Below are 9,991 nucleotides of genomic sequence, written 5' to 3'. Positions count from 1 at the left end.
GTGGTCAATCGCCTTAAGGTCGACCCAGTTCCTCGAACGACATACATCACATCGCACTTCGAGTCCGACCCGCAGAACACCGGCCTCGACCAATCGTTCGAGACGCCGCTTCGGGGCGTCCTTAAACAACTCCCGACCGATCTTCAGATGCTCCAACATTTGCGACCGCGTTGCTCGGTGGCCTTTAGACATTCGTTCGAGGAGGCGAATGAGATTCAGGTCAGCAAACATCGAGATGGCGTGCCGATAGCGTAGCCGTACTGCCAGTTGGTGTGCCACGACACCGGCGTCACTTAGCGAGGAGGAGTACCCAGAGCGTTTGAATAGTGCCGCCAGCGCTTCTTCGCCTGTGGGGATGCGGATTTGCTGCCGAGAAATAATTCCATCCGCGGAGATTGCGAGACCCTCAACGTTCGGCCAGATTTCCCCCAGCCCAGCCAGTTTGAAGAGTCGCGCGGCGTCCTGAAGGTCAGGAAGAAGCACCTCCGGGAAATGTGGGTCACCTGCATAGTTGCGAAGTTGGAACACGTTTACCCAACGCGCGGTTCCGAACACAGCCGAGTTCTTAGTAAAGCCGGGCGCAAGACAGGCGAGCGTTACCTCACGACCTGAGACACTAATCTCCTGCTCGTCCCCATCGGCAGTCACTTCGGCGATTCTGAAGTTGTCTGCCTCTCTTCCCCACCGATGCCACACCCTAGGGTAGTAGCTTATATGCATATCTGCGGCATCTGCCGCTATGTCCTTCACGTGCGCCCAAAGGGCATGAAGTTGCTGCTCTGAGACGGATCGCCCGCCGATCAGTGTTATGTGAGGGCGAGCTTTCTCGTCCAACGACGACCGAACACGATCAAGCAGCCACTCAAATGCGGGCGTCATTTGCGTGAGCCACGGCAATGGAACAGGGAGAACGTCCAGATCCAACGTGCGTAGGTTCCAGTAGTCAATCACGTCACTTGAACTTGCTGGGTCCGCTAGGTACAGCAACACGCCCGGCATACCGCCGATACTGCCCCGTCGCACCCGTAGATCGAACGACCCGGCGGCCAGCGGCGACAAGCGCAGCAGAGTGGAGAAAAGGTTGTCAGGTGATAGTTTTACCTCTTCCGGAGCGAACACTTTCCTATACGCTGCCTCATAGTGCTTCAGCGAAGGGGAGTATCCACCGAAAGTAGCGGCAAATAGAGGTTCGAAACGAGCCGAAGGCGCTATTGGCAACACCGCCTCTGAGTCTTGCCGCTGGTGGAAGCCGTAGCGGGTTTCGTACAAGTGGCGATAGAGATCCATGACGTCCGTTCCGGAGACTTGGCGATCTCTGTCAGATCGGACTAGCAAAGTCTCCGGACTGATTGACCGTCGCTCCCACCCTAGTCGTTCTGCATAGGCGGGATCTGAGACAACTAGGTAATCCGGTTGGAGCCCTTCGACATACCCCGATGTTACATCGAGGGCACGCGTGCCGGCGGACGTCCAGTTAGGCCTGCGGCGTAAGTAAGGACTTATTGGGTTGAAGGACCCTCCCCAAAGGATCGTATTAGCTGCAATCGCAGCGCGGACGTCTCGCATCGACCCCGATGGGCATACGAACCCAAATCGCGTGGGCCTCAATCGGCATTCGACGTGCACCCGGTGTTGCGCGGCCTTCATCGGCATACTCTCTGTCTATGCTCTGCGACTATAGCAGCTGCCTGGGGCTACCATCGCTCATGCGGAAGTGCGACGGGGGTTCGGGCACCATCGCCTGAGACATCGAGAAGCACACGCGCTGTATAACGCCCTGAAGGTAAGCTGCGGGCCCGTCCATGCTCGGGCCCATCAGCCCCGCTATACGAACCTCGTCCAGGCCCTGCACACCTGCCCTGCGCGCCCGACAGCTTCACCGCTGAGTTAGGCGGAACAAACGACCGATCCGCACCGGACATGAACCAATGATCTAGCCACTGCTCCCGGAGTTGAGCTCACGTTGCCCCGTAACGACGATCTGCGTGTAGCCGCAGTGTGGTGAGATGATGCCGTACTACCGCCTTGCACCGCCGACCCCCACAGTGGAGTACTAATGTGGCTGTCGAAATGTAGAGCTCGTCGATAGCGCCGACCGGTCCGGCGGGGTCCCAACCGAAAGTTTCGAGAGCTGTCACGGCGAGAACGCGCAGTGTTTGCCAGCGTGAGTCGGTGTACAACGCCTTCTTCGTGTAGAGCTCGGGATCGTAGTCCATTAGATCGATCCACGCATCGATCTCAGCGAGCGCAGCCAACTCTCGGTCTGACACCTGATCCTTGCCGGTCCCCTGGATCAGTTTGTACCAGTCATCAAACTCGAGAACCAGTTCATCAGCTGCGATGACGAAGCTCGGTAGAGCACCGATTTGGCGATCCGGCGGTGCCGCAAGGTTCATCAGTGTCAGTCGAAGCTGATTCCACGCAAGCTCACGCGACATCGCACTCGACTCTCATCGGGTTCCGCCTAACGCCTGAAGGTAAGCTGTGGGCCCTTCCATGCTCCGGCCCAGCAGCCCTGCTTTACGAACCTTATCCAGCTTCTGCACAGGTGCCCTGCAAGCCCGACAGCTTCACCGCTTACGTTAGAACGCCGGCCTCAATTGCGCGAAGGGGAGCGCTTGCCGCTGCGGTACTTGGGAATCTTTCTCAGCACAGCGGCTTCGGCGCGCTCGGCATGGTAGAGATCCCAACGCGTCTGCAGGTTGAGCCAGAAGCCGCTGCTCATGTCGAAATAGTGTCCGAGGCGCACCGCCGTACTCGGGGTGATCCCGCGACGTCCATTCACGATCTCGTTGACGCGCTGGTACGGAACGCCGATGGCGTCAGCCAAGTCGCGCTGGCTCAACTCCATGGGCTTGAGGAATTCCTCCAACAGCATTTCGCCAGGGTGAACCGGGGGGCGATGAGTCGGAACGCGCACCATGGCCATCCTCAGTGGTAGTCGACGATCTCGACCTCTTCCGGCCCTGCCTCGCTCCACTTGAAGCAGATCCGGTACTGGTCATTGATCCGAATACTGTGCTGGCCCGCCCGATCTCCTTTGAGCTGCTCGAGGCGATTCCCAGGGGGGACGCGCAGATCCTGCAAGGACTCTGCGGAATCCAGGGCTTCAAGCTTCCGCACCGCCACGCGCCACAAGGCCTGCGGGATCGCTTGGCGTGCCGCACGGGTCGCGCGGCCGTTGAAGAGGTCTTCTGCGGCAACGCCACGGAACGAGCGGATCATTGCCGAACAATAGCATGATGGTCATGCTATCACAACACTGACATGTGCCACGACGAACGGAGGCGTTCTAACGCCCTGAGGTAAGCTGCGGGCCCGTCCATGTTCAGGCCCAGCAACCCTGCGATACGAACCCCTTCCAGGCACTGCGCAGCTGCCCTACAGGCCCGAAAGCTTCACCGCCTACGTTAGAATGACCGGCCGTTTGATGTGCAGGGATGGCAACAACGATTCAGCGGGACACCCGATCCCAGGCTTCCTTGAGGTTTAGCGCGTTGATCCAACGCGCCAGGTATGCGTGGTCAATCGAATCGCCGGCGATGTCGAGAAGCTGACGGATGTCGCGACGCTGTAGCTCGGAGTCACCAAGCTCGCTCCATTCGAGCTTCGCGATTACGAGGTCCTCGAGGGTCGCCAGCGCGACCTCGACGCCGAAGAGTTCACTTTCACGCCGACGACTGAACTCTGATTCACTAAACGGCCTGCTCTTACGGACGATCAGATCGGCTTTCCAACCGGTCTGGGGGTCGATCGCGTTGAACTGTCCGCCCGTTCGGAGAGCGTCCAAAGCGGCGCCAACGTCGACGTATACCCCGGCTGCGCGAAGTGAGGTGACGAACTCCTTCAGACTGTCGGGCTGCGACTCCACCACCACGTCGATGTCCTGCGTTGCGCGCGGAGAGCCGTAGAACGCTGCGGCGAGCGAACCGGTCAGCATGAATGGAATGTCTGCTTCACGTAGTGAGCGGACGACGAGTGCCAGGAACGACGCGAGGCTCACGGCCGCTAAGGGGTCTGCCGCTGGATCAGCCAGTTAACTGCGTCGGCCCGGGCCCATCCAGGGTTCCTGGCGAGGAGCCCCTGAATCTGGATCTCGCGCACGGATTCGCTTAGATCCACGGCGATCTGGACTCGAGAGGACGGGTCCATGGCCGCGAGGACGGCCCGTTGGGTAGCCCAGCTCGACTCTGAGGTGTCACGAGGGCGTGGAGACATGATCGATTCTAGCCGATCCTCGCGGCCTGGGCAAAGCCGGAGTGAGGCCGCCAGGGCGGGGGTTCGGTCATTCTAACGCCTGGAGGTAAGCTGCGGGCCCATCCATGCTCGGGCCCAGCAGCCCTGCTATACGAACCTCTTCCAAGCCCCGATCGGCCACCTCGCCTGCCCGGCAGCTTCACCGCCTACGTTAGACACCTCGCGGCACCGCGTGGGCGCTGAATGCTTCTGAGGTTGCGATCGTACGATAGTAGTCAGTCACGCTCTTCCGAAGGTAGAGGTATGCGCTCGCCGAGCCTAGCGTCACGCAGGTGAAGAGCAACGCGCCGATCAGGTCCTCGCTGGAGTTTCGGCCAATCGCATCTCCCAAGAGGTACGCACCAAGGAGAGTCCAGTAGGAAAGCATCAGCGGCCGCGTCCAGATTCTTTCCTTGAACAGACCGTAGCTCACCGCGATGCAAACCACCCCTACGGCGCCGAACAACCATCCCACCTGGCGGAGAAACTCAGGCCCGGTCACGGGAGTGTTGTTGATGCTGTAGGACCCGATGTTGAGAGGCGCGAATATGAAGGTGAGAATAACCACGAATCCAAACAATGCGGATACATACGCCCCTACCGTTAGGAGCGCCGGCCGCGGTGGGCGCTGCATGGCTAGGCTCGCCTCTGCCGACCGGCGAAGGTCATCCGGAAGGACCTCTTGGCAAACCGGGCATTCCAAGATAGGTGGGCGATGAAAAACGGAGGCGGCGCCACACTCGGGACAGACGATTCCAACGGGCATCGCAGTTTGTTCGGAGGTTAGAGTAGAGGTGTCTAACGCCCAATTACCAGCAACAACCTGCCAACCACCTCCACATCCCGCCCAGCCCATCTAACCCGCCACTACGAGAACGCCGCAACCCCCACCCCCGCCCGCCTTTCCCCCGAATACTGCCCTTCCCGAACCTTGCGAGCCACGCAACCCCCGATGCTGATATTTGCCGCGCGGCACCCGCCCTCACCGCCGCTCGCCCAGCGCGTCCAGCGGGCTACGCACACCCCGGCCGCCGCGGTTCAGCACGTGCGTGTAGATCATGGTCGTTTTCACGTTGCGATGGCCGAGCAGCTCCTGGATGGTGCGGATGTCGTAGCCGTCCTCGAGCAGGTGAGTGGCGAAGGAGTGGCGGAACGTGTGGCACGTCGCGCGACTCCGGATTCCTGCGTTGCGAACTGCAGTGCTCACCGCGCGCTGCACGGCGGTTTCGTGAAGGTGGTGCCTGCGGTGCTGGCCGGTCTCCTCGTCGAGGTAGCGCCGGGCCGCTGGGAAGAGCCACTGCCATTGCAGGCTGCGCCCGGCTTCCGGGGACTTGATGCTCATTGCACCGGGCAGCTCGACCCAGCCGGCGTCGTCGCGCAGGTCGTTCACGTGCTGGCGGGTCACCTTGCGGATCTGCCGGCGCAGGTCGGTGCGCAGCGCTGCGGGAAGAATGGCGATCCTGGCGTGGCCGCCCTTGCCGTCGCGTACCGCGATCTCCTTGCGGTCCAGGTTCACGTCCTTGATGCGGAGCTGCAGGGCCTCGAGCAGGCGCAGGCCTGCGCCGTACAGGAGGCTGGCGACCAGGCGGTGGGTGCCCCTGAGCTCGGCCAGGACCATCGCTACTTCTGAGCGTGACAGTACGACCGGCAGGCGCTTCGGGATCGCGGGCCGTGCGACGCGGCCGGGCAGCTCCATCGGCTGGCGCAGGACCTCGCGGTACAGGAACAGGATCGCGCTGGCAGCCTGTCGCTGGGTCGAGGCGCTCACCCGCCGACTGGCGAGGTGCGCGAGATACGCCTCTACGGCGCCTGCGTCTAGCTGCGCCGGGTGTCGCTTGCCGTGATGAAGCACGAAGCGGCGGATCCAGGCGACGTATGCCTGCTCGGTCCGGGGACTGAACTGTCGCACGCGGATCGCGATCCGGACCTGCGCCAGCAGGCGCGGTGACCGGGGTGCCGGTGGTGTCGATGCCGCGTCGGGCGCGGGGGCGTTCTCTCGCTCCATGTGCCGCGTGGAAAGAGTCGCCCTGCATGTACGCGTCGCGCCGGGGCAGCCCCATGGCAAACCGCGCCGTCGCGCACACCTTGGTCCTCTCAGTCACACGCCGCGCGCGGGCCTACGGTAGATGTAATGCAAAGCCAGATATTGTCTTACAGCGGCCGGACGAGCTGCGGGAGCCCGGCGTTGAGGCAGGTCTGAACAAGTTGGGCACGGCGCGGCGGGAGGTCAACGAAAATGTTGGCCGCCCCGCCGGTCCACGGCCGCGGCAAAACGCCACGGGAGGTCAATGAACTCGTTGCCCGCCCTGCCGCTCCATGGCCGCCGCACGCTGCGACCTCGCCGCCTGGAGTCGTTGTGCGAGCTTGACGCCGTAGCCTGGCTCGAGCCACAGGCTGTCAAGCTGCGCGGTCTGGCGCGCGCCGCTTCGATCGGTCTCGATGCGATAGTAGCCGGTGCTGCGACTGAACAGCGTGCGCGTCCTGCCGGGGGCCAGCGGCGGCGCCGCGAACACGACACCGAAGCGCTGGCCGGTCTCCGCCATGACCAGGTGCGCGCCGTCCTCCTCCCGCAGCAGTGCGCGTGCGTCCTGGTCGCCGATGGGATCGGCAGCGACGATGCGCAGCGTCGTCTGGACGGGCGGCGCGCTGCGCGTGGTATCCAGAGCGACGAAGTCGATGTCCCAGAAGCCGGTCGGGGGATGCATCCGCACTTCCACGACGTCGCCGCTCACGCGACTCAGATCCAGCGTGACGGCCTGCAGCTCGGAGATGTAGGGGCCGCCGCCAACGGCAGCGTCCTGTGCGACCCAGCCGGATGCTTCCCGCACCCACACGCGCATCACGAACAGCTCCTCGCGCTGGATCCACTGCTCGTGGGCACTGCGCGCGGCTGGCGAGCCGTCGAGCAGACCGTACCAGTGGTCGGCCTCACTCCCCCACAGCTCGAGCATGGCCTTGAGTGAATGAGCTGCAAGGCGGGACGTCCGCATGTGCAGCACCAGGCGCGCGTCATCGACGGCGGGGCGCGCGAATGTGAACGTCACGGTATCACGTGCGTTGCCGTCGTCGAACGTTGCCACGGCCGTGGACGGTGACCACCAGCGGTCGTCCACGCTGTCCACTTCACGGAGGATGTCGCGGCCCTGGGCAGATGCATGCGACGGTGCGATCGTGGAGCCGGTCACGTGGAGCCTGCCCGAGCGGTCGGCGATCACGGTGGTGCCGAGCGGATGATCGGCGGCAATCAGGTCGAACGCGTCGAGGTACTGCACCTCACGCATCTCGTTCGCAATGACGAGCTGGTACTCACCTCCGACGGGTGTGAGCCCCTCGAGGCGGGACAGGTCGGTGCGCTGCATGCCCCTCGACACTGCGCCGCCGAGCGGCTCGGCGACGGGCACGAAGCGGCTGCCGTCGAACGCGTAGATGAAGGGGCAGGAGGTCTGCGGCGGCGGGTCGGGCTCGTCCTCTTCGCTTGCAATGAGCGCGATGGTGCCGATGATCGCGACCGGGACGATGATGGCCGCGGCGATCGTTCGCCCCTTGTGGAGCCGTCGGACGATGACATGACTGACGTCGCGCACGGGAATGGTGTCGAGCTGCACGGTCGAGCCGACAGGCACGGTCCGCACGATGAGCGTGTCATCCTCGAGTCGTGCATTGGACTGGGAGGGCAACTCGATGATGCTGCCATCACGCAATAGCACGCCTTCAATGGAGTCCGGCCAGGCGGCGACCAGGCGCGCAGTCCGCTGTGGATCCGTCGACTGCGTCACGCGATGGGTGCACGCCGCAACAGCGAGCAGTGCAAGCACCCCGATCGTGATGTCACGGCGTGTCATGAGTTCTCTCCGGTCCGGGAGCTGACATCGAGTGCGGTCCGGCAGTAGACGACGAACTCCCCGAGCATCCGCGGCGTGATGACCGGCGGCGCACCCCGCTCACGCGCACATGCTCGCAGCCACGCGTTCCAGTGCTCGGGCAGCACGCGTTCACCGACGACGTCGTCCAGCTGGAAGAGGAGGTCGAGGAAATCGATCGATTCGGCGCCCAGCTCGTTCACGAGATCCGCGTCGGGGTGCACGCTCTCCGCCGGGACGCTCAGGACCTGGACGATCATGTTGCGGATGGCGGTCGCATCGCGCATGGAGGTGGCTGACACGGTGCTCATGCGGGACCTCGGCGGTCAGGGTGACTGCAGGAGAAGACAGGCGTTCTGCCCGCCGAACCCGAACGAGTTCGAAAGAGCGAGTTCTACGCGACTGCGGCGCGCGGCGCCGGGGACGCAGTCGAGGTCGCATTCGGGGTCCGGCGTCGTGTAGTTGATGGTCGGCGGGAGCCAGCCGCCCGCCAGTCCGATCAGGGTCGCAATCGCTTCCACTGCGCCGGCGGCCGCGAGCATGTGACCCACCATCGACTTCGTGGAGCTGACGGGCGGCGGCGCGGCGCCGAAGACTCTGCGGATCGCGAGCGTCTCGAGGCGATCGTTCATGCGCGTGCCGGTGCCGTGCGCATTGATGTAGCCGACGTCCTCGGGCAGGATTCCGGCATCACGCAGCGCGCGGTGCATGGTGCGCGCGGCGCCGGCGCCGTCGGGGCGCTCGTCGGTGATGCGGTAGGCGTCGCATGCCGACGCGTAGCCGATCACGCGACCGCGGATCGGGGCGCCGCGCGCCCGCGCGAACTCCTCGCGCTCGAGGATCAGCACACCGGCGCCCTCACCGATCACGAAACCGTCGCGGTCCCGGTCGAACGGCCTCGATGCGTGCGCCGGGTCATCGTTGCGACGCGAAAGTGCACCCAGCAGGTGGAAGCCGACCACCCCGGTCGGATTGATCATTGCGTCCGCGCCGCCGGTGATCATCACGTCCGCCTCGCCGCGCTCCAGCGCACGCATCGCCTCGCCGATCGCCTGCGTCGCCGAGGTGCACGCGGTCGCGACCGTCACGTTGACGCCCTGCGCGTCGTGCAGGATGCCGAGCGTGCCCGCAGCCAGGTTCGGCAGGGCGCGGATCGCGGCGAGCGGGTTGACGATGCGCTGGTATGCGTCGAAGAAATGATCCCAGGTGAACCCGCCGTTCTGGTGACAGGTCTCCATTGCGGCGATCTCGACATCGAGGAACTCCGTGTCGACGGTGCCCATCCCGCCGGCGCCGAACGCGACGCCCATGCGCTGCGGGTCGGCGTCGCCCGGAGCGAGCCGGGCGTCGTCGCGCGCGAGCCGCGCGGCTACGGCCGCGAACATGGTCGCACGGCTCATCAGCTTGCGCGCTTTCGGCGGTATGCCATCGAACGGCAGCGCGTCCAGGTCCACCTCGCACGCGATGCGCACGGGCAGTGCTGCCGCATCGAACGCGCGCAGCGGTCGCGCGCCGCAGCGTCCCTCCAGCAGGGCATCGGCGAACGCCTCGCGGCCCGTGGCCGTGGCGCAGACCACGCCCGTGCCGGTCACGACGACGTCGCTCATCGTGCGATTCCCACCGGGACGGCATCGAGGCCTGCCGCCCACGAGCGGACGATGTCGCGCCAGAACTCGATGTAACGCGCGCCGATGATGTCCGCGATCGGGACGATGGCGTAGACGATACGGGCGCTGGCGACTTCGCGGCCGGCGGCATGGGCCCGCGCATGCACGCGTGCGCTCGCGTCGTCCATCGCTTCCATCGTGACCTGCAGGTCCAGCACGCTGCCGGGACGAACCGGCGTGCGGAACTTCGCGCCCTGGATCAGCGACATCACGCCGAACGACTCCATG

The 9,991-nt window shown here is 64.3% G+C and carries 11 protein-coding genes; all 11 read right to left on the bottom strand.

Features of this window, described 5'->3' with window-relative positions; all coding sequences use genetic code 11:
• On the bottom strand, positions 1-1,287 hold a 1,287-nt coding region (locus VFU06_17125), incomplete at its 3' end, for a hypothetical protein (protein HEU5211123.1).
• Between the two features lie 671 nt (positions 1,288-1,958).
• Positions 1,959-2,438, bottom strand: a complete 480-nt coding sequence (locus VFU06_17120; protein HEU5211122.1) for a hypothetical protein — start codon at positions 2,436-2,438, stop codon at positions 1,959-1,961.
• A gap of 158 nt (positions 2,439-2,596) precedes the next feature.
• Entirely contained in the window at positions 2,597-2,923 is a 327-nt protein-coding gene (locus VFU06_17115) for a HigA family addiction module antitoxin (GenBank protein HEU5211121.1), read from the bottom strand.
• 8 nt (positions 2,924-2,931) lie between these two features.
• Positions 2,932-3,225, bottom strand: coding sequence for a type II toxin-antitoxin system RelE/ParE family toxin (locus VFU06_17110; GenBank protein HEU5211120.1), 294 nt, complete (start codon positions 3,223-3,225; stop codon positions 2,932-2,934).
• Between the two features lie 229 nt (positions 3,226-3,454).
• Positions 3,455-4,003: a hypothetical protein gene (locus VFU06_17105; GenBank protein HEU5211119.1), complete on the bottom strand. Its 549-nt coding sequence runs from the start codon at positions 4,001-4,003 to the stop codon at positions 3,455-3,457.
• A gap of 405 nt (positions 4,004-4,408) precedes the next feature.
• Positions 4,409-4,870: a hypothetical protein gene (locus VFU06_17100; GenBank protein ID HEU5211118.1), complete on the bottom strand. Its 462-nt coding sequence runs from the start codon at positions 4,868-4,870 to the stop codon at positions 4,409-4,411.
• A 348-nt stretch (positions 4,871-5,218) separates the two neighbouring features.
• Positions 5,219-6,241, bottom strand: a complete 1,023-nt coding sequence (locus VFU06_17095) for an integron integrase (GenBank protein HEU5211117.1) — start codon at positions 6,239-6,241, stop codon at positions 5,219-5,221.
• Between the two features lie 280 nt (positions 6,242-6,521).
• Positions 6,522-8,078 carry a hypothetical protein gene (locus VFU06_17090; GenBank protein HEU5211116.1) on the bottom strand — a complete coding sequence of 519 codons (1,557 nt, stop codon included), beginning with the start codon at positions 8,076-8,078 and terminating at the stop codon, positions 6,522-6,524.
• The gene (locus VFU06_17085; GenBank protein HEU5211115.1) at positions 8,075-8,407 is read right to left on the bottom strand and encodes a phosphopantetheine-binding protein; all 333 of its coding nucleotides are present in this window, start codon (positions 8,405-8,407) and stop codon (positions 8,075-8,077) included. The genes VFU06_17090 and VFU06_17085 overlap by 4 nt, the downstream gene beginning before the upstream one ends.
• A 15-nt stretch (positions 8,408-8,422) precedes the next feature.
• Positions 8,423-9,703, bottom strand: coding sequence for a beta-ketoacyl-[acyl-carrier-protein] synthase family protein (locus VFU06_17080; GenBank protein ID HEU5211114.1), 1,281 nt, complete (start codon positions 9,701-9,703; stop codon positions 8,423-8,425).
• Positions 9,700-9,991: hypothetical protein (locus tag VFU06_17075; GenBank protein ID HEU5211113.1), on the bottom strand; the 292-nt coding region annotated here is incomplete at its 5' end. The genes VFU06_17080 and VFU06_17075, both read right to left, overlap by 4 nt.

The organism is Longimicrobiales bacterium (genome assembly GCA_035764935.1).
Lineage (GTDB): Bacteria > Gemmatimonadota > Gemmatimonadetes > Longimicrobiales > RSA9 > DASTYK01.
Note: the sequence above shows the minus strand (reverse complement) of the source record. Positions and strands in the feature narration are given on the sequence as shown.

Excerpts from the sequence above, each read along its gene's own strand:
- VFU06_17120 (HEU5211122.1), bottom strand. The coding sequence starts at position 2,438 with ATGTCGCGTGAGCTTGCGTGGAATCAGCTTCGACTGACACTGATGAAC.
- VFU06_17115 (HEU5211121.1), bottom strand. The coding sequence starts at position 2,923 with ATGGTGCGCGTTCCGACTCATCGCCCCCCGGTTCACCCTGGCGAAATG.
- VFU06_17110 (HEU5211120.1), bottom strand. The coding sequence starts at position 3,225 with ATGATCCGCTCGTTCCGTGGCGTTGCCGCAGAAGACCTCTTCAACGGC.
- VFU06_17100 (HEU5211118.1), bottom strand. The coding sequence starts at position 4,870 with ATGCAGCGCCCACCGCGGCCGGCGCTCCTAACGGTAGGGGCGTATGTA.
- VFU06_17095 (HEU5211117.1), bottom strand. The coding sequence starts at position 6,241 with ATGGAGCGAGAGAACGCCCCCGCGCCCGACGCGGCATCGACACCACCG.
- VFU06_17090 (HEU5211116.1), bottom strand. The coding sequence starts at position 8,078 with ATGACACGCCGTGACATCACGATCGGGGTGCTTGCACTGCTCGCTGTT.
- VFU06_17085 (HEU5211115.1), bottom strand. The coding sequence starts at position 8,407 with ATGAGCACCGTGTCAGCCACCTCCATGCGCGATGCGACCGCCATCCGC.
- VFU06_17080 (HEU5211114.1), bottom strand. The coding sequence starts at position 9,703 with ATGAGCGACGTCGTCGTGACCGGCACGGGCGTGGTCTGCGCCACGGCC.